Annotated in this window: 21 protein-coding genes; 12 read left to right on the top strand and 9 right to left on the bottom strand. The window is 53.6% G+C overall.

Going from position 1 to position 25,518, the window contains the following annotated elements; all coding sequences use genetic code 11:
- Positions 1-96: 96 nt before the first annotated feature.
- The 4 genes from DEP07_RS26075 to DEP07_RS26090 are packed head-to-tail and all read right to left on the bottom strand — an operon-like array spanning position 97 to position 3,959.
- Positions 97-1,086, bottom strand: a complete 990-nt coding sequence (locus DEP07_RS26075) for an ABC transporter ATP-binding protein (protein ID WP_122963094.1) — start codon at positions 1,084-1,086, stop codon at positions 97-99.
- 4 nt (positions 1,087-1,090) lie between these two features.
- On the bottom strand, positions 1,091-2,113 hold the full coding sequence (locus DEP07_RS26080; RefSeq protein WP_122963095.1) for an ABC transporter ATP-binding protein: 1,023 nt from the start codon (positions 2,111-2,113) through the stop codon (positions 1,091-1,093).
- Positions 2,114-2,125: 12 nt separating this feature from the next.
- On the bottom strand, positions 2,126-3,046 hold the full coding sequence (gene nikB, locus DEP07_RS26085; RefSeq protein ID WP_122963096.1) for a nickel ABC transporter permease: 921 nt from the start codon (positions 3,044-3,046) through the stop codon (positions 2,126-2,128).
- A gap of 13 nt (positions 3,047-3,059) precedes the next feature.
- Complete coding sequence (locus DEP07_RS26090) at positions 3,060-3,959, bottom strand: ABC transporter permease (protein WP_122963097.1); 900 nt, start codon at positions 3,957-3,959, stop codon at positions 3,060-3,062.
- Positions 3,960-4,143: 184 nt separating this feature from the next.
- On the opposite strand from DEP07_RS26090, the gene DEP07_RS26095 reads away from it, so the two are divergent.
- The 3 genes from DEP07_RS26095 to DEP07_RS26105 all read left to right on the top strand — a co-directional run bounded on the left by DEP07_RS26095 (position 4,144) and on the right by DEP07_RS26105 (position 7,949).
- Positions 4,144-5,388 carry an amidohydrolase gene (locus DEP07_RS26095; RefSeq protein ID WP_173596192.1) on the top strand — a complete coding sequence of 415 codons (1,245 nt, stop codon included), beginning with the start codon at positions 4,144-4,146 and terminating at the stop codon, positions 5,386-5,388.
- A 6-nt stretch (positions 5,389-5,394) separates the two neighbouring features.
- On the top strand, positions 5,395-6,618 hold the full coding sequence (locus DEP07_RS26100) for an amidohydrolase (protein WP_287103226.1): 1,224 nt from the start codon (positions 5,395-5,397) through the stop codon (positions 6,616-6,618).
- A 110-nt stretch (positions 6,619-6,728) separates the two neighbouring features.
- A complete protein-coding gene (locus DEP07_RS26105) occupies positions 6,729-7,949 on the top strand; it encodes an amidohydrolase family protein (protein ID WP_173598367.1) in 1,221 nt (406 codons plus the stop codon).
- Positions 7,950-8,195: 246 nt separating this feature from the next.
- Here DEP07_RS26105 and DEP07_RS26110 read toward each other — a convergent pair whose 3' ends face one another.
- Entirely contained in the window at positions 8,196-8,870 is a 675-nt protein-coding gene (locus DEP07_RS26110) for an MBL fold metallo-hydrolase (protein ID WP_287103227.1), read from the bottom strand.
- A gap of 301 nt (positions 8,871-9,171) precedes the next feature.
- Between DEP07_RS26110 and DEP07_RS26115 the strand changes: the two genes are divergently transcribed.
- Entirely contained in the window at positions 9,172-9,867 is a 696-nt protein-coding gene (locus tag DEP07_RS26115) for a hypothetical protein (RefSeq protein WP_287103228.1), read from the top strand.
- A 197-nt stretch (positions 9,868-10,064) separates the two neighbouring features.
- On the opposite strand, the gene DEP07_RS26120 is transcribed toward DEP07_RS26115, so the two are convergent.
- Positions 10,065-11,309: an amidohydrolase family protein gene (locus DEP07_RS26120; protein WP_242772157.1), complete on the bottom strand. Its 1,245-nt coding sequence runs from the start codon at positions 11,307-11,309 to the stop codon at positions 10,065-10,067.
- Positions 11,310-11,617: 308 nt separating this feature from the next.
- Between DEP07_RS26120 and DEP07_RS26125 the strand changes: the two genes are divergently transcribed.
- Complete coding sequence (locus DEP07_RS26125; RefSeq protein WP_173598364.1) at positions 11,618-13,087, top strand: amidohydrolase family protein; 1,470 nt, start codon at positions 11,618-11,620, stop codon at positions 13,085-13,087.
- A gap of 95 nt (positions 13,088-13,182) precedes the next feature.
- Here the strand turns inward: DEP07_RS26125 and DEP07_RS26130 are convergent, their stop codons facing one another.
- Both DEP07_RS26130 and DEP07_RS26135 read right to left on the bottom strand, forming a co-directional pair.
- The gene (locus DEP07_RS26130) at positions 13,183-13,947 is read right to left on the bottom strand and encodes an SDR family oxidoreductase (RefSeq protein WP_122963104.1); all 765 of its coding nucleotides are present in this window, start codon (positions 13,945-13,947) and stop codon (positions 13,183-13,185) included.
- A gap of 54 nt (positions 13,948-14,001) precedes the next feature.
- On the bottom strand, positions 14,002-14,208 hold the full coding sequence (locus DEP07_RS26135) for a hypothetical protein (protein ID WP_122963105.1): 207 nt from the start codon (positions 14,206-14,208) through the stop codon (positions 14,002-14,004).
- 513 nt (positions 14,209-14,721) lie between these two features.
- Here DEP07_RS26135 and DEP07_RS26140 point away from each other — a divergent pair.
- Positions 14,722-15,165: an aminotransferase class I/II-fold pyridoxal phosphate-dependent enzyme gene (locus DEP07_RS26140; protein WP_173598363.1), complete on the top strand. Its 444-nt coding sequence runs from the start codon at positions 14,722-14,724 to the stop codon at positions 15,163-15,165.
- Between the two features lie 127 nt (positions 15,166-15,292).
- Positions 15,293-16,366: a branched-chain amino acid aminotransferase gene (locus DEP07_RS26145; protein ID WP_287103229.1), complete on the top strand. Its 1,074-nt coding sequence runs from the start codon at positions 15,293-15,295 to the stop codon at positions 16,364-16,366.
- Positions 16,367-16,551: 185 nt separating this feature from the next.
- Here DEP07_RS26145 and DEP07_RS26150 read toward each other — a convergent pair whose 3' ends face one another.
- Positions 16,552-17,070: a DUF3231 family protein gene (locus DEP07_RS26150; protein ID WP_122963108.1), complete on the bottom strand. Its 519-nt coding sequence runs from the start codon at positions 17,068-17,070 to the stop codon at positions 16,552-16,554.
- Between the two features lie 266 nt (positions 17,071-17,336).
- Between DEP07_RS26150 and DEP07_RS26155 the strand changes: the two genes are divergently transcribed.
- The 5 genes from DEP07_RS26155 (at position 17,337) to DEP07_RS26175 (ending at position 25,465) form a co-directional block, all read left to right on the top strand.
- A complete protein-coding gene (locus DEP07_RS26155; RefSeq protein WP_122963109.1) occupies positions 17,337-18,941 on the top strand; it encodes a glutathione ABC transporter substrate-binding protein in 1,605 nt (534 codons plus the stop codon).
- Between the two features lie 210 nt (positions 18,942-19,151).
- Positions 19,152-20,741: a glutathione ABC transporter substrate-binding protein gene (locus DEP07_RS26160; RefSeq protein WP_287103230.1), complete on the top strand. Its 1,590-nt coding sequence runs from the start codon at positions 19,152-19,154 to the stop codon at positions 20,739-20,741.
- 113 nt (positions 20,742-20,854) lie between these two features.
- Entirely contained in the window at positions 20,855-22,426 is a 1,572-nt protein-coding gene (locus DEP07_RS26165) for a glutathione ABC transporter substrate-binding protein (RefSeq protein ID WP_287103231.1), read from the top strand.
- A 15-nt stretch (positions 22,427-22,441) separates the two neighbouring features.
- Positions 22,442-23,671 (top strand): amidohydrolase, encoded by a 1,230-nt coding sequence (locus DEP07_RS26170; protein WP_122963111.1) that lies wholly within the window; start codon positions 22,442-22,444, stop codon positions 23,669-23,671.
- A 222-nt stretch (positions 23,672-23,893) separates the two neighbouring features.
- The gene (locus DEP07_RS26175; RefSeq protein WP_287103232.1) at positions 23,894-25,465 is read left to right on the top strand and encodes a glutathione ABC transporter substrate-binding protein; all 1,572 of its coding nucleotides are present in this window, start codon (positions 23,894-23,896) and stop codon (positions 25,463-25,465) included.
- Positions 25,466-25,518: the final 53 nt, after the last annotated feature.

Raw genomic sequence — 25,518 nt, forward strand, 5'->3', positions numbered from 1 at the left:
TGAGATCCCTTCTGTATGGTCGTCTTTGATTTTGCAGTTACCATCATATCATGCCGCTTGAGGTTCGCTTGCTTTTTTAGAAAATTTTAATGTCTCTTACGGCACGAGGTGGCAGGCAACCTGATGCGTGCTGTGTACGTTGGTCAGAGCCGGAACTTCTGTCTTGCAGCGCTCGACCGCGAGCGGGCAGCGCGTATGGAAGCGGCAGCCTTGCGGTGGATTGATCGGCGAAGGCACGTCTCCGCGCAGGATGATCCGTTCTTGCTTTTTGCTGACGTCCGGGACCGGAATCGCGGACAAAAGCGCCTGTGTATACGGATGCTGCGGACTGTCGAACAGCGACTTCTTGTCGGCGATTTCCACGACTTTGCCGAGATACATCACCATCACGCGATCAGAAATGTGGCGAACGACGCCAAGGTCATGCGAGATGAACAAGTAGGTCAGCTTGAACTCTTTTTGCAGGGATTTCAACAGATTCAGCACTTGTGCCTGAATCGAAACGTCGAGAGCAGACACCGCTTCGTCGCAAATGATCAGCTTGGGCTGCATCGCCAGAGCGCGGGCAATCCCGATCCGCTGCCGCTGCCCGCCGCTAAATTCGTGCGGAAAACGATCGATTTGATCCGGGCGCAGACCGACGTGGCTGAGCAGTTCAATGATGCGCTCCCGGCGCTGATTGGCAGGGACGATGTTTTGGATCGCCAGTGCTTCGCCGAGAATTTGCGCCACGGACTGACGCGGATTCAGCGATGCGAACGGGTCCTGGAAGATGACCTGCAAGTCTTTGCGCATGCTGCGCATTTGCGATTTGGACATGGCGAGCAAGTCTTTTCCTTCGAAAAATACCGAGCCGCTTGTCGGTTCATCGAGGCGAAGGATGGCGCGTCCGGTAGTCGATTTTCCGCAGCCGGATTCGCCTACGATGCTGAGCGTTTCGCCTTCAAAAATCGTGAAGCTGACATCGTCAACCGCTTTGACGTGATTGACGGTGCGGCCCAAGATGCCGCCTTTGATCGGGAAGTGCTGCTTGAGGTTTTGGACTTCGAGCAGTGGTTTTTTCGTTTGATCGGCTGTCATCATCATGACGTCATACCCCCATTTCTGTAGCAGTCTTGCTGGCGCCATCCCATTCAGGCGTGTACATCCAGCAGCGTACCTTGCTTCCGTCGTCGCTTGTCAAAAGCTCGGGCAGCTTGGAGTGGCACAGTTCAGTGGCATGCGGGCAGCGCGGGGCGAAGCGGCAGCCAGTCGGCATGTTGAAGGGGCTTGGAACGTTGCCCTTGATCGCCACCAGCTCTTCCACATCCTCGTCCAGACGGGGGAGGGAGTTCATCAGACCGATCGTATACGGGTGCTTCGGATTTTCGAACAAGTTTTTGGCGGTCGTGTACTCGACGACTTTTCCGGCATACATGACAGCGACGCGGTCGCACGTCTCTGCGACGACGCCGAGATCGTGGGTAATCATGATAATGCTCATGCCCATTTCGGCCTGCAGCTTTTTCATCAGCTCCAAAATTTGCGCCTGGATCGTCACGTCGAGCGCGGTCGTCGGCTCATCCGCGATGAGAATTTCCGGGCGGCAAGCGAGTGCCATCGCGATCATGACGCGCTGACGCATCCCGCCGGACAACTCGTGCGGCTCCTGGGTCGCGCGTTTTTCCGGGGAAGGGATGCCGACGAGGCGCAGCATGTCGACCGCTTTTTCCCACGCTTCTTTGCGGCCCATGTTCTGGTGCAGACGCAGCACCTCGGCGATTTGCTCGCCGACCGTGTACACCGGGTTGAGCGATGTCATCGGCTCCTGAAAAATCATCGAGATTTCGTTGCCGCGAATTTTGCGCATCTCGGCTTCTGATTTGGCAATCAGGTCTTGCCCTTTGAACAAAATTTCTCCTCCTACAATTTTTCCCGGAGGGCTGGCAATCAAACGCAAGATCGAAAGCGAGGTGATACTTTTTCCACAGCCGGATTCGCCTACCAGACCGAGCGTTTCTCCTTTGTTCAGGGAGAAATCAACGCCATCCACGGCTTTACTGACGCCATCATCTGTGAAAAAGTGCGTTTGCAGGTTGCGAACGTCCAGTATTTTTTCTTGTTGTCCTGGCATGGTGCTCCCTCCTTAGTTCAGATCGATTCGTTTATTGAAGTAGCGATACAGTACGTCGACGAGCAGGTTGACGAACACGAAGATGACGGAAGCGATCAGTACGCCGCCCTGGACGACAGGCAAATCGCGCATGCGGATCGCGTCGACGATCAGACGGCCCAAGCCGTTGATGGCAAAGACGGATTCGACGAGAACCGTACCGCCCAACAGGAACCCGAACTGCAAGCCGACAACGGTGATAATCGGAATCAGGGCGTTTTTCAACGCGTGCTTGTAAACGATCACTTGTTCACGCAAGCCTTTTGCCCGCGCTGTGCGGATGTAGTCCTGGCGTACGACGTCGAGCATGCTGGAGCGGGTCATCCGCGCTACGATGGCAGCTCCGGCCGTTCCGAGCGTGATCGCGGGCAAAACCATGTGTTTCCACGTGCCCCAGCCAGCGACCGGGAACCATTGCAGTTTGACCGAGAAGTAGTAGATCAGGCTCAAACCGAGCCAGAAGCTTGGCAGCGAGACGCCGAGCAGGGCGACGATCATGATCGTGATGTCAGCCGCGGAATACTGCTTGGTAGCCGAGATGATCCCCGCGACCATTCCGAGTACGACGGTGACAAAAATACTGGCAATGGCAAGCTCGATCGTTGCTGGCAGGCGAGCCATGATTTCGTCGAAGACAGGCAGGTTGGAGCGCAGGGACGTACCCAAATCTCCGGTCATGACGTCCGTTACATAATGGAAGTATTGCACCATGACAGGCTGGTCGAGCCCGAGCTGTGTGCGAATTTTGGCAATCGTTTCTGCAGAAGCACCTTCACCAGCGAGCAGGACAGCCGGATCGCCGGGAACCATTTGCATGATCAAGAACACAACCAGAATGACACCGAGCAGGACGGGAATCATCTGTAACAGGCGACGAACAATGTAGACAAACATGAAGCCTTCCCTCCTATTGTTTCATTCTTGGGTCCAGAGCGTCCCGCAGGCCGTCTCCGAAAATGTTGAAGCCGAGTACGAGCGTAGAAATCGCCAGGCCAGGGAACATGGCCAAATAAGGAGCGGTGAACAAAAAGTCGCGTCCGTTGCTCAGCATGGCGCCCCATTCCGGCAGGGGAGGCTGTGCGCCGAGCCCAAGGAACGACAGACCGGCAGCGGACAAAATCGCTGTCGCGAGACGCATCGTTGCTTGCACGATAATAGGAGACAAAATATTTGGGAAAATGTGCTTGAAAATGATCGTGAAGTCGTTGGCGCCGAGCGAGCGAATCGCGTCGATGTATTCCAGCTTTTTCACCGTCAAGGTAGAACCGCGGACGATCCGGGCAAACACCGGAATCGAGAAGACCCCGACAGCGACCATGACGTTGAACAAGTTGGGACCCAGGGCGCTGACGATAGCCAGCGAGAGCAGGATGCCCGGGAACGCAAGCAGAACATCAATGACACGGGAGATGACCGTGTCGACCCATTTGCCGTAGTAGCCGGACAACAGACCGAGAATAATTCCGAAGAAAGCGCCGATAAAAACAGCGACGAATCCGACAGACATGGAAAGACGTGTTCCGTAGAGGAGACGACTGAGCACATCCCGACCTTTGTCGTCCGTACCCATCCAGTGATCAGCGGATGGCGGCTTGAGCTTGTTCACCAGATCAATCGCGTAAGGATCGTGCGGAGCGATAACTGGTGCCAACAGGGCGATTGCGATGTAGAACAAGACGATAAACCCGCCTACCATCGCCAATTTGTTTTTGCGCAATTTCCGGTAAAAAGTCCGCCATCTGCCTGGGCGTGCTGCCGCAGCTTTTGACGGAAGAGCTTGATTGGTTGGTGCGAACTCAACCTTCATGATGTGACCCCCTCCTTTGCTTACGTCAAAGTTATCAGAAAAATGTATGAAGTAAAGGCAATTTGAACAAGTCGTAAAAATAGTGAAAATAGACGTAAAGATTGTGCAAATCAACGCTCGTCCCTTCCTAGATAATGGGTAGGGAAGGCATAGATACACATTTCCCAGAGAGGATGGATGATGGATGGGCACTGCCTATTGGCTGACCAATGTTCGTTTGGAGACGGGCTATCGCAGGGAAAACGGAGTCGTCGCTGGAACGGATGCATCCTTGTTTCACATCTTGATAAAAGACGGAAAATTTGCACGTATTGCACAGGCGACGGAGACGCTTGCGGACGATTTGCCGCAAAAAGACGCCAAAGGACTTTTGGCGTTGCCGTCCTTCATTGAAAAACATGTGCATCTGGACAAGACACTCTTGGGCGAGCCGTGGCGGGCTGTCATTCCGGTAGCGAACATTATCGAGCGCTGCGAGATTGAAAAGCGGGCATTGCCAGCCTTGCCGACGACTACGCAGGAGCGGGCGGAAAACCTGTTGTCCGTGCTGCTTTCCTACGGTTCCACACACGTGCGCACACACGTCGACATTTATCCGGAAGCGGGCATCTCCAATCTGGAATCGGTGCAGGCAGCGCTGGCTACTTATGCGAATCGGGTAACTCATGAGATCGTGGCGTTCCCGCAGCACGGACTTTTGCGGACGGATGCGCAGCCGCTGTTGCGTGAGGCGCTGCGCCAGGGCGCGACACATGTCGGCGGAGTAGACCCGGCAACGGTAGACGGCGATCTCGAACAATCGCTGCACCAGATGATGGAGCTGGCGGTCGAGGCGAACGCCGGGGTTGATTTGCATTTGCACGACCCGGGACATTTGGGAACGTTTACGATGAAAAGGCTTGCAGCCATGACGGTAGACGCCGGGTGGCAAGGCCGCGTAGCGATCAGCCACGCTTTTGCGCTCGGAGACATTCCGGTGCCGGAAGCAGAAGAGATGGCGACGATCTTGCGGGAAGCGGGCATTACGATTATTTCCAGCGTTCCGTTCAGCCGGGCGATCCCGCCTGTGTCATTGCTGCATCAAAACGGAGTGGACGTGGCGCTTGGCTGCGACAACATTTTTGATACGTGGCAGCCGTACGGCAACGGCGACGTGCTGGAGCGCTTGTGGCGCTTGGCGGAGCGCAACCGTTGGCTGGACGAGCTGGCTTTGTCCCAGTCGCTTCGCTTCATTACGGGCGGGAAAACGACTTTGGATGCGAACGGCACGCAACTGTGGCCTGCTGTAGGAGAAGAAGCGAGCCTCGTTCTGGTGGAAGCGTCGTGCTCGGCTGAAGCAATCGCGCGGCGGGCAGATCGCCAGGCGGTCTTTTTCAAAGGAAGCCAGGTCGCCGGACAAGTGGAAGAAGCGACCACAACGAAGGGATGATCGCAAATGAAGGCATCTCCGTACTGGATAATTAACGCTCGCCTGGAGTGCGGGTATGAGTGGGATCAGGGAGTTGTCACAGGAACGCGTACCGAGCTGTGCGATTTGCTTATCGAGAACGGGAAAATCACCCGAATCGTTCCGTCCAGCGAAATTTTGGAGGACGGAGTGCCAAAAAAGGATGCGAAGGGTCTGTTGATTTTGCCTGCGATGGCGGAAAAGCACATCCACCTGGAAAAAACGTATTACGGCGGGCCGTGGAAAGCGACGACTCCGGTGAAAAACTTGTTTGAACGGCACGCGGAGGATCGCACGTTGCTGCCGATGTACTTGAAGCAGGCACAGGCGGGAGCGGAGAGCATTTTGTCGCTTTTGGTGGCAACGGGCGTTACGCACGTGCGCACGCATTGCCACGTCGACCCGACTGTCGGCCTCGGCTTTTTGGAGGGCATGCTGCGGGCTTTCGAAACTTTTACAGACAAAGTGTCGCATGAGATTGTCGCCTTCCCGCACTACGGCATGCTGCGCACGCAAGCACGCGAGACGGTGCGAGAGGCGCTGCGCCAAGGAGCGACGCATGTGGGCGGCGTCGATCCCGGCGGTGTCGACCAGGATATCGAACGCTCGCTGCAAACGATCATGGAGCTGGCTGTGGAAGCGGATGCCGACATCGACTTGCATCTGCACGACCCTGGGCACCTCGGACTTTTCACGATCAAGCGGATCGCAGCGATGACGGAAGAGGCAGGGTGGCAAGGGCGTGTCACGATCAGTCACGCGCTCGGGCTGGGAGATGTGTCGCTGGAGGAGGCGAGAGAGGTAGCGCAGCAGCTGGCAACGCTCGGCATCTCGATCGCATCGACGGTTCCGATCAACCGCCCGACGATTCCGATTCCGCTGTTGCACAAAGCAGGCGTCGCCGTCATGCTCGGCAACGACAGCCTGACAGACAACTGGACGCCGTTCGGAAGCGGAGATTTGCTGGAAAAAGCAGGCCGACTCGCGGAACGTTTTCGCCTGACGAATGAGCGGTCGCTGGGAGTGGCCCTCGGCTTCGTGACAGAGGGGCGCATTCCGCTGGACGATGCGGGCAATCGTCTGTGGCCGCTGGTAGGGGATGAGGCAAGCCTGATGGCAGTGGAAGCCGCTTCTTCGGCAGAAGCGGTGGCAAGGCGGGCGAAGCGCAGAGTGGTGCTGTTTCAGGGCAACAGGGTAGCGGGCGAATGGTAACAGGCAACAGGCGGCGCGACATGTGGCGAAGAAGCCAACGGTCGGCGGCAAGCCTTGCGCGGTGACAGCGGTTTTTTACAAATTCCATCTGGAAAGGATGTTATGAATACATGTCTACAGCCTATTGGATTACGAACGTTCGCCTGGAGCGTGGATACCGGACAGAAAATGGCAAAATTGTCGCAACCGACACAGAGCTGGCGCACCTTTTGATCGAGGACGGCCGGATTGCCCAAATCGCCTATGGCGACGAGGCAGGGGCGAGCGGACTGCCTGTCAAAGATGCGAACGGCTTGTTGGCTGTACCGTCGTTTCAGGACATGCACATCCATATCGACAAGACGTACTACGGCGGCCCGTGGAAAGCGGTCACTCCGGTCAAAAGCATTTTGGAACGTCTGGAAGAAGAGAGCCGACTGATGCCCAAGCTGTTGCCGACGGCGCAGGAGCGCGCGGAAAAGATGCTGGAACTGCTTTTGTCCGCCGGTTCGACGAAAATTCGCAGCCATTGCAACATCGATCCGTATATCGGCCTGAAAAACTTGGAGGCGACACTTGCTGCCATGGAAACGTTCAGCGGCAAGTTGGAATGCGAGGTCGTTGCTTTCCCGCAACAAGGGCTTTTGCGCAGCAATCAGGTGGAGAACATTCGCCAGGCGCTGAAAATGGGCGCGACCTACGTCGGCGGCGTCGATCCGGCGACTGTCGATCAAAACATCGAGAAATCGCTGGCGACGATTTTTGAACTGGCGGTAGAAGCGGATGCTCCGATCGACGTTCACTTGCACGATCCTGACCATCTCGGCATTTTCACGTTCAAGCGTCTGGCGAAAATGACCGAAGAGGCAGGCTGGCAAGGCCGCGTCACGATCAGCCACGCCATCGCTTTGGCTGACGTCAGCCTGGAGGAAGCGGGAGACGTAGCCGAGATGCTCGCCGCACTCGGCATCTCGATCACTTCTACGGTTCCTGTCAACAAGGCGACTATTCCGATTCCGCTTCTGCGCGACAAAGGCGTCAAAGTCATGCTCGGCGACGACAGCATTACCGATCACTGGTCGCCGTTCGGCCAGGGAGACAGTCTGGAAAAGGCAGGACGATTGGCGGAGCGCTTCCGCATGCAGGATGAGCGTTCCTTGTCTCAGGCGCTGGGCTTTATCACAGGCGGCAAAACGCCGCTCGACAAAGAGGGCAACCGCCAATGGCCAAATGTAGGAGACGAAGCAGACATGGTGTTGTTGCACGCTTCCTCTGCGGCAGAAGCGGTGGCGCGCCGAGCGAAGCGCCAGGCTGTCGTGTTCCGTGGCAATGTGGTGTCCGGGGCGCTGTAAGCTGACAGGTACTTGAAACGTTACGTACCATTTGCAGCAAAACATTCATGGCCGTTTTGTTGACTGCAAGCGGTCACATCCCATTTCACGAAAAACGTCGAGATGTTTTCACAGAAAAAAAGAGGCAGACCGCTTGCGGTTTTGCCTCTTTTTTGGCGTATGGAGCCATGCTTGTTTGCTAATGCGTTCGTGAAACAGCCCGTTCTTCCTATGAAATCAACGCCTGAGACGACAGACAGCGCGCGATCATGCCTGGCCAAGCTTCACGATTTGCTCGCGGACATTTTCCCTGCACATTCCCCCGTGATAGCAGACGACGGCTTCCAGGTCGAGGTCTGCATACTTTTTCAGCGAGCGCCGGGCTGCGTCCATATCTGGTGTCGTCGGGGCATGAATGCCGCCGATCATCCCGTCTACACTGTACAGCGAATCTCCGGCAATGAGCGTCTTGCTCTTTTTTACATACAGGCTGATATGTCCGGGAGTATGTCCGGGCGTATGAATGACGCGAATCCCGCCGCAAAAAGCCAGATCCTGACCGTCCTTTACTGTATGATCTACGCGGCCTTGCGGGGGATTCTCCAGGTGGCTGTCTTTTAACAGCGGCAACTCTCCCTGAATGTACGGCTGATCCAGCGCGTGCGCGTAAATTTTCACACGTGGACCGCATTCCTGCAAAATCTCAGGCAGACAGCCGATATGGTCCATGTCCTGATGCGTCAAAATCACGGCTTGCAGCTGGGCGATCGGCACTCCTGCCGCGTCCATGGCTGCGCGCAAATCTTCTATTTGCCCGGGAAAGCCTGTGTCTATCAAAACGCTCATTTCTCCCTCGCGCAGAAGCATGGGGTGAACGATATTCCCGTGAAAATCGAGCGAAAGCATGTAAACCCCCGGTGAAATTTCCGCCGCCATTGTCATCGTCATCAACCTTTCGTAAAATTACATTTTTACGTAAATATATAATATTACGTTGGTTTTGCCGTTGTCAATCTTTACCGGATGATTTGGCTTGCTGCCCTTGACCTGGTTGTATCGTGTGGCACAAGAAAAAAGCTCCCGACTGTACACACTCAACAGTCGGGAGGTGGCTTGCCTCTTCGTCGGATAGGGAAAATTTCCTTGTTTTTTATTTATTTCACATATAAAAATATTGAAAAATAAATAAAAGTAATATAGTATAGTGCCCGAATCTACCAAAAATAGGAAGCGGTGCATAAGAATGATAAAGAGATCTGTATTCGCTATTGCTGGTCTTGGCTCATTGTTATTGTTTGCGAATAGCGCTTCAGCCGACATCACGTCTGCGACTTCATCTGTCGACATCAGTAGCTCAACCACAAGTAGCTACAAAGTAAAGTTTTCCGCTAAGACGCTTAATAATAATGCGAACGCTAAAGTGTATACGTATACTTTGTACAAAGGAGTCGTGCTCGTAGACGAAGTAGAGGATAGAGTTCGGACGTCAGGTGCTTATACTTCCAGTCATGGACCGAAAATTAGATACAAGGTTGAGAGCGAGCATACTGAAAGTTTAGGCGCTGGACCAATAAGTGACTTCAAAATGTCCTCGGATACGGCCGTGTATAATCCGATTGATTGGACACTCGTTAAGGAAGATCCACATGAAGCCAAAGAATACGAGAATCTACTCGTACAAAGCGCCAATGAAATTGCTGACGATACTGGAATAGACTTGTCAGAATACACTGTAGTCGACAAAGAGGTAGTTTTCAATTTGGACAAAGACCTCTTTAAAGAGGTCAACGCCGTGACTAAGATTTCGATTGGTGATACACGCCCACAAATTTACCTCCATGAATCCCGTGAAAGTTTGTATGTACTGAAGCAATCAGCAGACGGGGAAAGCACGGTTACGGAATTTGTACTGGAAAACGATAAGTGGGAAAAGCAATAGTGTAAGGGGGGAGGTAGCGAAAGCTGCCTCTTTTTTCTTTCTTTAATGTCACAACTGCCATCCGATTACGGATGTATCCACATACACTACGAAAAGGGGCGGCATGCCAAATGAAAAACAGATACGAAATCAGGGGAGACGGATGCTTGCCAGCTCCCACCTTGGCCGCGTTCTCCTTCCAGACGTGGCGCCTGGCACTAGTTTTCCCCTCGTCTCTCCAACGCCCCATGCACGACTTTCCCTTTGAACATGACAGCAGCCCGGCGCGATCTTCTGGCGATGGCTTCGGCGGAGCAGGAAGCTTCGGCAAAAACGATGTTCGCTTCGTCACCAGCTTTGGGCCATGCGCGGTTGCCAGCGCGGTCGAGCGTCGTTTTGCCGCCTGTGATGAAAAAGAGCGATTGCACCAGCGAGCGCTCGTCCACCCAGCGATAGCGCTCCACGAGGCGATTCAGCTTCTCCAGCATGTCGCCCGTTCCGTACGGCGACCACGAATCGTAGAAACCGTCATAGCCAAGAGCTACGCGCACGCCTTTTTCGTGCAGAATCGGTACGGGAGGCATCGCTCGGTTGATCGGCACGGTCGTCATGATCATCGTGCCCAATCGGGACAAGCGCTCCGCCATTTCTGTGCTTTCCTCGACAGATACATCACCGAGAGCAAAGGCGTGGCTGATCGCCATCCGGTTTTGCCAGCCTGCTTCTTCTGTCAGGTCGAGAATGCGCTTGATCGTATAAAAGCCGAGCGTGCCCGGATCGTGCAGGTGGATATCGACATCGGCGTCAGCTTCCACGGCAATGTCCATCATCTCCCGCAGCGAACCTTCCAGCTCGTTATCGATGCCAGCCGGGTCCAATCCGCCGACGAGCGTAGCGCCTTCTTTCATCGCCTGTCTCATCAAGGAGCTTGCTTGTGTGCGCAACAGCCCTTGCTGCGGAAAAGCGACAATCTCGTAGGTCATCCGGTCGCTGTACGCTTCCAGTGCGGCCCGTACGCCCTCCAAGTTTTTCAGGCCGATGTACGGGTCAATATTGACGTGCGTCCGTACATGTGTGGCGCCGCCGTTCAGCAAAAGCTGCAACATCGCTTCGGCCCGCTTTTGCGTGGTTCCGGTCATCAGCGGCATTTCTGTCGCTTCGAACTCCAGGCGATCAATCAGCTTTTTCGGAGGGAGACACGACTTCCATGTAGCGCCTGCATACGTTTTGTCCAGATGGTTGTGCTTTTCCACGAACGACGGGAGCGCAAGCAGTCCGTTGGCGTCCTGCTGCGGAAGCGTTGTGTCGAGTGGCTTGGTCGCGGAAATGATCTCGTTAATCACCCCGTCCTGAATTTTCAGGTGGCAAATTTCCGAGCGTGTGTGGACTACCCCATCCTCTCCGGTTTCAAATCCGCTATCGAGACGAACGTTGGTTAGCCAGTATGAGTATGCTTGACTCACAAAAAATCAGCCCTTTCGCATGAAAAATAGTAAGAGGATCGTTGAAAAAAGCCCAGCCTAGCTTCATTGCTCTCTATTAATTGTAAGGAATATTTTGAATAAAGATTTGCAGCTTCTTTACGAGTTTTTGCATGATTTTTACTTATTGGCGAAATTCTTGCCGTTTTTTGAAAAGTAGTAAAGATTGTGCAAATACATGTAAAGCAATTGAAACAAACTTGACAGAATATTTCTTATACTGGCAAAGGATACAAAGATAGATAGTGGAGAGTGTGAGCACGAATCCGGAAGCAAGGGGGAGGAACAGCATGAAAAAGAAACTGACAGCCAAATATGTCATCGGGTACGACGGAGAAGACCACATCATCATCAAAGACGGGGAAGTCGTCTACGAAGGTGAGACGATTTTGTATGTAGGACATGCGTATGACGGAGAAGTGGACGAAGTGACCGACTTGGGCAATGCCGTGATCAGCCCGGGGTTCATCGATCTGAACGCGCTTGGCGATATTGACCACGACATCGTGCATCTGGAAGTGTCGGCGCAGCGAAACAAAAATTTGCTCTGGTCGGAAGCGTACTACAACAAAGGCTACCACGAGGTCATGACGCCGGAGGAAGAGGCGTTCAAATCGCTGTACGCCTACAGCCAACTGATCTTGAACGGCGTGACGACGGCGATGCCGATCACCTCTGTCTTTTACAAGCGCTGGGCAGAGACGTACGAGGAACTGGCAGCGGCAGCGGAGCATGCAGGACGTCTGGGACTGCGCATGTACATGGGACCGAGCTACCAGTCGGGAATGCGCGTCGTCAAGGCAAATGGCGAGATTGAGGTGCTGTGGAACGAAGCGGAAGGACGGGCAGGGCTTGAGCGGGCTGTCCAGTTCGTCAAAGACTTTGACGGCGCCCACAACGGCCTGATCCGCGGCATGCTCGCGCCGGAGCGGATCGAGACGCAAACGCCGGAAAATCTGGTTCTGACGAAACGCTACAGCGATGAGCTGGGTTGCCCGATCCGCCTGCATGCGGCGCAAGGAAGCTACGAGTACACGGAAATTCATCGTCGCCATGGCATGTCGCCCATCCAGTACCTCAACGAAATCGGGTTCCTGGGCAAAAGGACGGCGATTCCACACGCGCATTTCATCCCTGGCTACAGCGAAGCGACGATCGGGGAAGGCGACGATCTGGCTATCCTGCAAGAAACGGGAACAACGGTCATTCATTGCCCGCTCGTCATCGGACGCCACGGCTCCGCGCTGGAATCTTTTGCCCGCTACAAGCGTCGCGGCATTAATATCGCGATCGGGACGGACACGTTCCCGCCAGACTTCATCCAAAACATTCGCACGGCCAGCATGCTTTCCCGCTTGCAGGAGCGCGATGTGGCAGACTCCAGCTACGCGGATATTTTCCGCGCGGCAACACTGGGCGGCGCCCGCTTCCTCGGAAGGGACGATCTCGGCAGACTCGCTCCGGGAGCGCAAGCCGACATCATCGCGATCGACCTGGACGGATTCCACATGGGAACCGTTGACGATCCGATTCGCACCCTGATCATGTGCGGCTCCGGGCGCGATGTGAAGCTGTCGATCATCGCAGGACGCACCGTAATGAAAGACCGCGTGCTGCCAGGCGTTGATCTTGCGGAAATCAAGGAGCGCGGCCAACGCTATTTTGACAAAATGCGCCTCGGCTATGTGGAGAGAGACTATCAACAGCTTGGCGAAAAGGAACTGTTCACGCCGTCGTTTCGCATCGTCAACAAACCGTAACGCTCTGCACTAAAAGCCAATCCAAAAAGCACAATCTGCTGTTGTATAGCGGATTGTGCTTTTATTTTGCGCGCAACACACGCAACAGTGGCAGCTCAACGCAAAAATCCTCCTTCCGAATGAATGATTTGTCCGGTAATCCATCCCGCTTCCTCGCTTGCCAAAAAAGCGACCAGACGTGCCGCATCTTCCGGTTGGCCGATCCTGCCCATGGGGCTGCGCTCCAAGAGGAACGGCACCAGCTCTTTTGACATCCATCCGGTATCTGTAGGGCCGGGATTGACTGCGTTGACGGTAATTCCGAGCGGAGCGACTTCTGCGGCAAAAGTAATCGTGAACGCATCCAGCGCCCCTTTTGTCGCGGCATAGGCGATTTCGCCAGGCATGGGACCTTTCGATTGCCCGGAAGTCAGGTGAATAATCCGGCCGTTGCCAGGCTGGGAGAATCGACGGGCAAATTCGGCGCTGAGCATGATCGGCGCGCGAACGTTGAGCGCATAATGAGCGTCCAGACTGGCAGCCGAAAGCGACTGATAATTGTCGGAAGTGGAATGGCAAGCGTTGTTGACGAGAATACAGGGAGCGCCAACCTGCGAGCTGGCTTCATCGAGGACATGCGACCACGAGTCAGGCTTGGACAAATCGATTTCGCTGCACGCGCACTGTACTCCATAGCGGGTCAACTGTTCGCGCAGTTGCGCTGGCTCATCGTCTTGTATCCCCCAGTCCATTGTCTTGTCGTACGCTGTCCAATACGTGAAAAACAGATCAATCCCTTGTGCAGCCAACGCTCTGCATATGGCAGCACCAATACCGTTCAGCCGACTTGCTCCTGTGACGATGGCGACTTTTCTACTCATAGGCACGAAACCTCCTCAGCGATAATGGATCATTTGCGTTTTGCCCACGGGTAATCAAAACAAGTTCAGCAACAACGATGGCGGAGCCAAGTAAATATACCCGATGATGAGATAGGCGAACAGCAAGAAAAAGCAAATCCCGGAAATGGTGAGGTGTATGCGAATTTTTTTCGGATGGTAACCAAACAAACCGAGGAGCAGGCAAACGAAGCCGACGATTCCCAGCAAAAGCGGGATCGCGATGATAATATATTCATTCATGATAAAAATCACCCCACTTTACTACCTTCTTTTCGTTCCATGTAAAAGTCCAATCTTTGATGGGATGCGTGAGCACAACCAGAGCGCTGTTTTGCAAAATGCAGTCCATTTTTCTTGCGCCGATGAATACTGCCTTTTTTGGGAATAGTCAATCACTTCGCTGTTCGCTCGCACATGCCGATGAAAATCACCCGACTCCATGAACAGGTACAACGTTTTCTGGAAAATGGGCGAAGCGTACTGATCGTAGCTGTTGCTTTTCGTCAGGAAGCGGTCGAGCAGTGCGGGAGGCAGAACGAGATAGCTGAGCCGAATAGAGGGGCACAACACTCTGGAAAACGTTCCGACGTACACGACGCGTCCGGTGGAGCATGTCGACTTCCATTCCTTTCGTTCCTGGCACTGGAAAAAGCAGAAAACTGGATATTTCTTCTTTGTAAAATTAAGGATATTCTACATCATAACATCTTTGCAAAGCGAATCGGAAGCAGGGATGAGAAAGTCGCACGCGACATGGAGGAGAGAAGCAATGACGATGATTTTGCCTCATATCGAAAAGATGCCCGGCTATGTGGAAGGCGCGATGCCCTCGGCGGGAACAAAAGCGTTCCGCCTGAATCTGCGATCGCACGCCATCTCGCGCTTGCGGCGTTGCGCGATCAAAGCTATATGCAAGAGACGACAGGCAGGATCAAGCGGACGCGGGCGGTTTTTTCCAAGCAGCTTGAATCGCTCGGTTTCAGCGTCGTCCCAGCGCAGACGAATTTCATTTTGTGCCAGCCACCAGCGAAGGCAGAAGGACAGTCTGCGCGCGAGCTGTATGAAAAGCTGATGGAGCAAGGAATTTACGTGCGCTATGATCAACTGCCGCGCCTTGCGGACATGCTGCGCATCACAGTCGGAACGGAAGCGGAGATGGAAGAGGTTTATGCTGCACTTTCCCCGATGATAGAGTAACTTTCCTGTTAGCCGTTTCTGGCAAAAAGAAAGTTAAGCTGGCAATCATTCGAAATAGTTGATATTTTAAATATATAAAGCTTATTTCAGAAATGCAGGATTTTAATAATCAAGGGAGATGTAGAAGATGGAGTGTCAGCTAACGATTGTCCGAACAGAACAGAAAAAAGAGAAGCCAGCACTCGACAAGCTGGGGTTCGGCGTGCATTTTACCGACCATATGTTCACGATGGATTACACGGAAGGAAAAGGCTGGCACGATCCGCAAATCGTTCCGCACGCTCCGCTGACGCTCGATCCGGCTGCGATGGTACTCCACTACGGACAAGCGATTTTTGAAGGAATGAAAGCATACCGCAACAAAGCAGGCAAGGTGCTTCTGTTCCGTCCGGAGCAAAACTTCAAGCGGATGAATCGGTCCCTGGAGCGGATGAGCATGCCGCAAGTGGACGGGGAATTTATGGTCGATGCGCTGAAACAGCTGGTAGCGCTTGAAAAAGAATGGATTCCGGCAGAGAGCGGCATGTCGCTGTACATCCGTCCATTCGTGATCGCTACGGAGCCATGTTTCGGCGTGCGTCCATCGCACACGTACAAGCTGATCATCGTTCTGTCTCCGGTTGGCGCTTACTATGCAAATGGTATGGAGCCAGTGAAAATTTACGTAGAAAACAAATACGTTCGCGCTGTCCGCGGCGGTACAGGCAATGCCAAAGTAGCGGGGAACTACGCAGGCGCTCTGAAAGCACAGGCGGAAGCCAAGGAAAAAGGCTACGAGCAAGTGCTTTGGCTGGATGGCGTAGAAAATAAATACATTGAAGAAGTCGGCAGCATGAACGTATTTTTCAAAGTGGGCGAAGAAGTGTGGACCCCTGCTTTGAACGGCAGCATTTTGGAGGGAATCACCCGTGATTCGACGATCCACCTGCTGAAAGACTGGGGCATCCCGGTAGTAGAAAAGCGGATTTCCGTCGAAGAATTGTACGAGGCGTACACAAAAGGGCAACTGGAAGAAGCGTTTGGAACAGGCACGGCAGCGGTCATCTCGCCAGTCGGCGACCTGAACTGGAACGGCCACCAAATGATTCTCAACGGCGAAAAAACAGGCCCGTTGACCACCAAACTGTACGAAACAATGACCGGAATCCAGTATGGCGAAAAAGAAGACAAGTTCGGCTGGTCTGTAGAAGTCAGCAAGTAATTTCATAACGACAATGCGACAAGCTGCAAAGCATGCCTTCCTCGTCTCGACGAGCGGGGGCATGCTTTTTTATGGCGCTACGCCAGCGAGATTTGCCAAGTTGCTTCCCTCAATGTAATCAAAAATGACCGAACGTGCAAATAAGCACTGCCCACCCAGTGACAGTGCTTATTCACGACAACAGGCTAGACGTGCGCAAGCTCTGGCGCGTGCATGTGCAGGGGTGGGGAAATCAGCCAGCCCTTTTCCTTGAGGATGCGCTGCAGACGAAAACCGGAGTGCGCTTTCGCAAAGTGGAACTCGGCAAACATCAAGCCGATATCCTCGCGCAGCGACTGGCTCATGACCTGGCTGCATGTCAGCAAGCCTCCGGCAATATCCCGGGCAATTCCCAGGGCAATCTCGGAGTCGTTGAGCCTGGCTCCGACCGGAATGCTGCTCCGATCAGCCAGTGGCCGATCGGGAGGGGAAGGCGGCAAGGCGACGCCGTTTATTTTAAGTACATCCTCCAACTGGTCAATTTCCTTTTTCATCGTTTGCATGATATCTTCGAGAAAGTCCTTCAAATCCGTATCGCCAGCATGATTCATCGCTGTCTGATAACCAGCGAGCAGAGCTTTTGTCGTCGCCAAATAAACCCAGACGCCAAACACTTCGCCATAATGCAGCGGCTCTTGTTTGGAATTGTCACCAAAAATCCCCATGCCTGTCCTCCTTCTGATGCCGTTCATCTGACGGCGGCACTCGAATGATCTTCCGCCCATTGATAAGATTCGCCATGCACGGCAAATTCACCGTGGAAAATGTAGGCACTCGCCTGGTAGAGATTTTTTTAACATTCAAAAACAACAAGGTAAAGATAGTGAAAAAGAAAGTAAAGATCGTGCAAAGATTAATAGTAAGAAAATTAGTAATATTTTGTTATGTCATTATTTTTCTTTTTACCAACGAGACAAAGGGGGCATTTTCATTGAAGAAAACGCGCATCGTACGTTCCATTCTTGCTTTGTCTGTCGCGTTTGCGACCGTTTTGACAGGCTGTTCCGGCACCTCGCAATCGCAACCGGCTTCGACCGGCTCCAACTCCGGACAAGCAACCGGCAGTCCTGCGCCATCCACCCCTGCTGCGTCTGGCGGCGGTACGTTGATTATCGCCCGGCTGTCTGACGCGAACAACCTCGACCCGCATTTCAGTACGCAAATCAACTCCATGGCAGTCGTGCAGCACAAAATGTACGAAGGTCTGGTGATGATGGACCGCAACAGCGAGTACAAGCCGCTTCTGGCGACAGAATGGAAGCAGAAAGACGATGTGACATGGGAATTTACTTTGCGGGACGGCGTGACGTTCCACGACGGAACCGCGTTTGATGCGGAAGCTGTGAAGAAGACGATCAATCGCATTTTGGACAAAAACCAGCCGACTCCCAAGGCAAACATGTTCGGGATGATCAAGGAAGTCAAAGTGATTGATCCGAAAAAAGTGGAGATCATTTTGCATTATCCATTCGCGGGATTGCTTTCTGTCCTCGCCAGCGCCGAGGGCGGCATCATCAGCCCGAAGGCGATTGAGCAGTACGGCAAAGACCTGGCCAAGCACCCGGTAGGGACAGGCCCGTTCGTCTTTGAGTCGTGGACGCCCGGTCAGGAAATCGTCATCGTCAAAAATGAAAACTACTGGGGCACGAAGCCAAAAGTGGACAAAGTCGTGTTCAAGACGGTTCCGGAGGACACGACGCGTGTCGCGATGGTGGAGACAGGCGAAGCGCACGTTGCCGAGCAGCTGCCCGTCACGGAGCTGGAGCGGGTGCAAAACTCCGCGAATATGTCGCTGGGGCGCTTCGAGTCTTTTGCCGTGGATCATATCGGGATGAATGTCAAAATGAAGCCGTTTGACGATGTCCGCGTCCGCCAGGCGATTGCGCATGCGATTGACAAGGAAGCGATTATTCAAGGCGTCTACAATAACGTCGGCAAAGTCGCGATCTCTTCGCTCGGTCCAAAAGTAATCGGCTATAGTCCGAACATCAAGACGCCTGAGTACGACTTGAACAAAGCCAAGCAATTGCTCACAGAAGCCGGATACGGCAACGGACTCAAGGCGACCGTGTACTTGAATGACAACAAAGCTCGCATCAACGTGGCAGAGGTGCTGCAATCGCAGCTGAAAGGCATCGGCATTGACCTGCAAATCCAGGTGATGGAGTTCGGGGCGTATTTGGAGCTGGCGGCAAAAGGCGAAGCCCAGATGTTCATCAGCGGCTGGGGCAATGCCACAGGCGACGGCGACTATAACCAGTACAACTTGTTCCACAGCACGTCTGCGGGAGTGCCAGGCAACCATTCCTTCTACAGCAACCCAAAAGTCGACGCGTTGATCGAAGCAGCCCGCAAGGAAAAAGACCCGGAGAAACGCAAGCAAATCTACGCAGAGGCGCAACAGATCGAGATGGACGAAGTGCCGCTGCTCCCGTATCGCAGCTCTGAAAACCTGGCAGCTATCGCGAAAAATGTGCAAGGCGTCTACATCAGCCCTTCCGGCTACATCGAGGTCAGCGATGTGACGATTCAATAGGCTGTGCCAAAAGTCTCTCCCAATTGCTGGGAGGGGCTTTTTCTTTTGCCATCCCAATATGTGGAAAAGGCGAAAAAAGAGTAAAGAAAGTGAAAATAGTAGTAAAGAGAGTGAAAAAATAATGCCTGAATAGTAGGTAAAATGAGACATGCGCGAATGGTCAAAAAATTACAGCACATCCGGCGCAAACAAAAGAGGGGGAAACACTACATGAAAAAGACGCGCTTTTTCCAGACGCTGATCGCCATGACTGTTGCCGTATCGGCAACGCTGGCCGGCTGCTCGCAGGCGCCAGCGCCAGAAGCGGGGACGAACGCCAATACGTCCGGGCAAACAGCAGCGCCTGGCACGGGCAAAGCAGGTGGCACACTGGTCATCGCCCGGTTGTCGGACGCAAACAATCTGGACCCGCACTTTCTTACGCAAATTAACTCGGCAGCTATCATTCATCACAAAGTATACGAGGGTCTGGTCCGCATGGACAAAGAAAGCAAATACGTCGGTTCGCTGGCAAGCGAATGGAAGCAAGTGGACGATGTGACGTGGGAGTTTAAACTGCGCACAGGCATAACTTTCCACGACGGCACCCCATTCAATGCAGAAGCGGTGCAAAAGACGATCGCCCGCGTCCAGGACCCGGCAGTCGGCTCGAACCGCGCCAACCTGTTCGAAGCGATCAAGGAAGTAAAAGTCGTGGATGACAACACGGTGCAATTTATCCTCAACTACCCGTACGCTCCGCTGTTGTCCGTTCTCGCCAGCGCAGAAGGCGGCATCCTGTCGCCAAAAGCGATCGAGCAGTACGGCAAAGACTTGACCAAGCATCCAATTGGAACAGGGCCGTACAAGTTTGAATCGTGGACGCCAGGACAAGAAGTTGTGCTGGTGAAAAACGACAACTACTGGGGAGACAAGCCGAAGCTGGACAAGGTTGTCTTCAAAACAGTACCTGAGGACACAACCCGACTGGCTATGGTCGAGACAGGCGAAGCACAAGTGGCTGAACAACTTCCTGTAACAGAAGTAGACCGCGTGAAAAACTCGGCAAACATGACACTCGGCCGCTATGCGTCCTTCTCCAGCGAGCATATCGGCATCAACAACAAGAAAAAGCCGTTTGACGATGTGCGCGTCCGTCAAGCGATTGCGCTTGCGATCGACAAGCCGACGATCATTCAAGGGGTGTACAACGATGTGGGAACGGTCGCTCATTCCTCGATCTCTCCTACGATGGTCGGCTACAGCGCGAACGTAAAAGACCTTGGCTACGACATCGAGAAAGCGAAAAAATTGCTGGCGGACGCAGGCTATGCCAACGGCTTCAAGGCAACCGTCTACCTCAATGACAACAAGGCGCGGGTCAACGTAGCGGAAGTATTGCAACAACAACTGAAACAAATCAATGTCGATCTGGAAGTCAAAGTGCTGGAGTTTGGCGCCTATATCGACGCAGCGAGCAAAGGCGAAACAGACTTGTTCATCAGCGGCTGGGGCAACGCGACAGGCGATGCTGACTACAATCAGTACAACTTGTTCCACACGAAGTCTCACGGCGCACCAGGCAACCACTCCTTCTACAGCAATCCGGAAGTAGACAAGCTGATCGAAGAAGGACGCAAAGAGAAAGACGAAGAAAAACGCAAACAAATTTACGAAAAAGCGCAACAGCTCGAAATGGATGAAGTAGCAGTCGTGCCTTACCGCTTCGCAGAAAACTTGGCAGCGATTGAAAAAGGGGTAGAGGGCGTCTGGATCAGCCCGGCTGGTCACATCGAAATCGACGAAATCACCTTGCCATAACCGCAAGCTTCCAAGAGCAATGAATCGCAGCATAGCCGAGTTCCTTGAAGGGATCAGCTATGCTGCTCTACTTTCAAAACAAGAGACAGAAAAGCAAAAACGGGGGCGATTTTATGAAAAGACGCAAAGGATGGAGCATTCTGATGTCGGGCGTGCTCGGCGTTGGACTGGTGCTTGCAGGGTGTTCGGCACAACCGGAGCAGGGGGCTGCGGACAATCCAGCCAAAAGCGAAGCGGCTGATGGAACACAGACGCTGATTATTGCCAGACAATCGGATGCCAACAACTTGGACCCGCACTTTATTTCCGCGATCAACGCGGCGAGCGTCGTCCATCACAAAGTGTACGAAGGATTGATTCGCCGTGACGAAAATATGGAGTTCAAGCCGATGCTCGCAACCGAGTGGAAGCAGCTGGACGAAGTGACGTGGGAGTTCAAGCTGCGCCAGGGCGTTGTTTTCCACGACGGAACACCGTTTAACGCAGAAGCGGTCAAAGCGACGTTTGCTCGCGTCCTCGACCCGAAAGTCGGCTCTCCGCGCGCCACCCAGTTCCAAATGATCCAGGAAGTGAAAGCCGTAGACGACTACACTGTGCAAATCAAGCTGACTTACCCATACTCGCCGCTGTTGTCCATTTTGGCCAACCATGAAGGGAGCATTATCAGCCCGAAAGCGATCGAGCAATACGGAAAAGATTTGAGCAAGCATCCGGTAGGCACAGGGCCGTTCGTGTTCGAGGCGTGGACGCCGGGACAGGAAATCGTGCTCGCACGCAATGACAACTACTGGGGTGAAAAGGTAAAATACGCAAAGACCGTCTTCAAGGTCGTTCCGGAAGATACGACGCGAATTGCCATGGTTGAGACAGGCGAAGCCCATATTGCGGAGCCGCTGCCTGTAACCGAGATCGAACGCGTCAGCCAGTCGCCGCAAATGGCTCTGTATCGCACAGAAGGACTGGGCACCGATTTTATCGGCTTCAATACGAAGAAAAAGCCTTTTGACGATGTCCGGGTTCGCCAGGCGATCAACTATGCGATCGAGACAGATGCCATCATCCAAGGCGTTTTTAACAATGTAGGAACAAAAGCCAATTCTGCGATGAGCCCGAAAGTTCTCGGCTATAGCGAGGCGCTGAAAGGCTACGAGTTCGACCCGAACAAGGCCAAGGCGCTGCTCAAGGAAGCGGGCTATGCCAACGGCTTCAAGACAACGCTGTGGACCGGGGATCGCAAAGAGCGGATCAATGCCGCAGAAGTCATTCAGTCGCAGTTGAAAGGCATCGGCGTGGAAGTAGAGGTCAAAGTGCTGGAGTACGGAGCGTACCTCGATGCCGAAGACAATGGCGAGACAGACATGTTTATCAGCGGTTGGGGCAACGCAACAGGCGACGGCGACTACAACCAGTACAACCTGTTCCACTCCAGCTCGCTCGGCAAGGGCGGCAACACGACTTTTTACGTAAACAAGGAAGTGGACAAGCTGATCGAAGAAGCGCGCCGCGAGCCGGACAGCGCCAAGCGCAAGCAACTTTACGCCCAGGCGCTGGAAATCGAGTCCAAGGAAGCGCCGATGGTTCCGATCCGCAATCTGGAACACGTTGCAGCGGTCAGCAAAAAAATCAAAGGCTTCTGGATCAGCCCATCCGGTTACATGATGATTAACGATATTACGATGGAGTAAGAAGGGGGAGCGAACATGGAGAGCGGGAAAGACAGCCTCTGGATCAAAAACGCACGTCTGGAAAGCGGGTTTCAAGAGGAGAACGGGAGGATAACAGGGACGGTGACAGAGCGTGTCCATCTGCTTTTGGCGGACGGCCGCGTGGAAAAAATCGTCCCTGCCAGCACTCCGCTCCCACAAGCTGCCTCTTACTGGGACGCAGAAGGACTGCTCATGCTGCCGTCTTTTCGGGAGATGCATATCCATCTGGATAAAACGTTTTACGGAGGTCCCTGGCAGGCAGTCATTCCTGCTCCCAACCGCTTTTTCCGGATTCAACAAGAGCAGGAACTGCTGCCGCGCCAGCTTCCGGTAGCCAAACAGCGTGCAGAAGGCTTGCTGCACCTGCTGCAATCGCACGGTGCGACACACGTCCGAACGCATTGCAATATCGATCCGGTCATCGGATTGCAAAACTTGGAGGCCACACTCGCTGCTCTGGAAACTTACCGGGAAAAGCTTTCCTGGGAAATTGTCGCTTTCCCTCAGCATGGATTGCTGCGCAGTGATTCCGTAGCACTCGTCCGCGAGGCGATGAAGCATGGGGCGGGACTCGTCGGGGGTGTCGATCCAGCTTCTTTTGACGAAGATATCGAAAAATCGCTGCACACAATGATGGATATTGCGGTAGAAGCCAATGCGGACATCGACCTGCATTTGCACGAGCCGGGGCATTTGGGCATTTTTATCATGAAGCGACTCGCTGCGATGGTGCGCGATGCTGGCTGGCAAGGCCGGACGACTGTCAGCCACGCCTATGCGCTGGGAGAGGTGCCGACGGCTTTGGCAGAAGAAATCGCGGAATTGTGCACGGAACTGAACATCGCGATCATGTCCGCAGTGCCGATCGACATGCCGACGATCCCGATTCCGCTGCTCCGGGCAAAAGGGGTGCAGATCGGGCTCGGCAACGATAACATTACCGATCATTGGGACCCGTTCGGCACAGGAGATATGCTGCAAAAAGCGAATCGCGTAGCGGAGCGCTTCCGGCTCATTGACGAGAAATCGCTTGCCCGCACGCTCGGCTTGGTCACTGGCGGTATCACCCCGCTTGACGAGGCAGGGAATCGCGCCTGGCCAAAGCCCGGTGACGCTGCCGATGCTGTGTTTGTCCGGGCCAGTTGCTCGGCTGAAGCTGTCGCACGTCAAGCTGCGAAGGAAGCAGTCGTGTACGCGGGAAAAATCGTCTGGCAAAAGCAGTAGCCATCTGCTTTTATTGGAGAAAACCGCTTATCCGTTCACAGGGGATGAGCGGTTTTTTCACGCAGTCCCTTTCCGGAAGCTGAATTAGATAAAATTAAATAAAAGTAAAAATATTATAAATAGAAGTAAAGATGCTGAAAGGCTGCGCAGAAAGTCTACCGTATAATGCAAATAAGAAATAGATTCAGAATTTTCGACAGCATTGTACAGGGGGACACGCAGATGAAGAAAACACGCTTGTTTGGATCGCTGCTCGCGCTGTCGCTGACCGTCGGTGTAGCACTGACGGGATGTGGCGCAGGTACAGAGCAGCAAAACGCAAATGGAGCACCGGCTTCCGAGGCGGCAAAAGAAGGCGGAACCTTGATCGTAGCGCGCAAGGCAGACGCAAACAATCTCGATCCGCATTTCATTTCCAACATTCCATCCGCCAACTATATTTACGGCAAAGTATATGAGAGTCTGGTGGCGCGGGACAAAAACGCAGGCTACAAGCCAGCGCTGGCTACCGAGTGGAAACAGGTTGACGATCTGACTTGGGAATTTAAGCTGCGCGAAGGCGTTACTTTCCACGACGGCACACCGTTCAATGCCGAAGCCGTGAAAAAGACGTTCGAACGTGCCCTCGATCCGAAAGTAGGTTCCCCGCGCGCTTCCAACTTCGCGATGATCAAGGAAATCAAGGCAGTCGACGACAAAACGGTTCAGTTTATTTTGGACTACCCGTTTGCGCCGCTGCTGTCGATTCTCGCAAGCACGGAAGGCAGCATTATCAGCCCGAAAGCGATTGCCGAAGGCGCTGACACATTGGCGAGAAAGCCGGTAGGAACCGGGCCTTTCAAATTTGAAGACTGGATTCCAGGTCAGGAAATGACCCTGGCGAAAAACGAAAACTACTGGGGCGAGAAGCCGAAAGTGGACAAAGTCCAATATAAAGTCGTACCGGAAGACACGACCCGCATCGCGATGGTCGAGGCAGGCGAAGCGCATATCGGCGACCAGCTTCCTGTAACAGAGGTGGAGCGCGCACAAGCAACGCCAAGCATGAACATGGTTCGCGCAGAAGGTCTCGGTGTGGAATACATCGGCTTCAACGTGACGAAAAAACCGTTTGACGACGTACGTGTGCGCCAGGCTGTCGCGCATGCGATTGAAAAAGAAGCGATTGTCAAAGGCGTGTACAACAACGTAGGGACAGAAGCAGTCTCTTCGATGTCTCCTAAAGTGATCGGCTACAACCCGAACCTTGAGGACTACAAGTACGATGTGAACGAAGCGAAGTCGCTGCTTGCTGCGGCAGGGTACGCGAACGGCTTCAAAACATCGATTGTGACCGATGACCGCAAAGAGCGCATGAACGTAGCGGAAGTAATCCAGTCCCAGCTGAAGGGCATTGGCATCGACGTGGAAATCAAAGTAATGGAGTACGGGGCATATTTGGAGTACACAGACAAAGGCGAGCATGCGATGTTTATCGGCGGCTGGGGCAATGCCACAGGCGACGGCGACTACAACCAGTACAACGTCTTCCACAGCTCCTCTAAAGGCAGCGCCGGAAACATTGCCTTTTACAACAACCCGGAAGTCGACAAGCTGATTGAAGAAGGCCGCCGCGAAAAGGATGAAGCGAAGCGGAACGCGATCTATGCCAAGCTGCAAGAGATCGAGCTGAAAGAAGTTCCGGTCATTCCGATCCGCACCATCGACCACGTATCGGTAACAGCCAAAGATGTAAAAGGCTTCTGGTTAAGTCCGGTAGGCTACCTGATGCTGGACGAAGTCACAATTCAATAAGCTTTCACCAGGACAACACGATGAGACAAAGGGATGGCGCCAGGCGCTGTCCC

The organism is Brevibacillus sp. (genome assembly GCF_003521185.1).
Taxonomy (GTDB): Bacteria; Bacillota; Bacilli; order Brevibacillales; family Brevibacillaceae; genus Brevibacillus; species Brevibacillus parabrevis.